This window comes from Streptomyces sp. ADMS (assembly GCF_033441795.1).
Taxonomy (GTDB): domain Bacteria; phylum Actinomycetota; class Actinomycetes; order Streptomycetales; family Streptomycetaceae; genus Streptomyces.
The window spans coordinates 1-269 of the sequence record NZ_JAVFVX010000574.1; the positions used below are offsets into that span (position 1 = coordinate 1).

The following is a 269-nucleotide window of genomic DNA, read 5'->3' on the forward strand; positions in this document are numbered from 1 at the left end:
CGATCGGTGTACGGCGGATGGCGCGCCGCCATGCTCTGATCAAGCAGCTGCTGGCCGTGGAGGCGCTCGGGTCGACCACGGTGGTGTGCACCGACAAGACCGGGACACTCACGCAGGCCGAGATGACCGTCACCCGGGTGTGGGCAGGCAGTGCGACGCACGCGGTGACCGGTGTGGGGTACGCCCCGGGCGGAGAGGTCGCCGACGCGGCGCAGGTGCGCGAGCTGCTCCGGGTGGCGGTCCTGTGCTGCAACGCCCGGCTTGTCCCG

Annotated in this window: 1 protein-coding gene; it reads left to right on the forward strand. The window is 72.1% G+C overall.

The features are described from left to right. Nucleotides 1-17 precede the first annotated feature (17 nt). On the forward strand, nt 18-269 hold a 252-nt coding region (locus RB628_RS42050), incomplete at its 3' end, for a hypothetical protein (protein WP_318325846.1).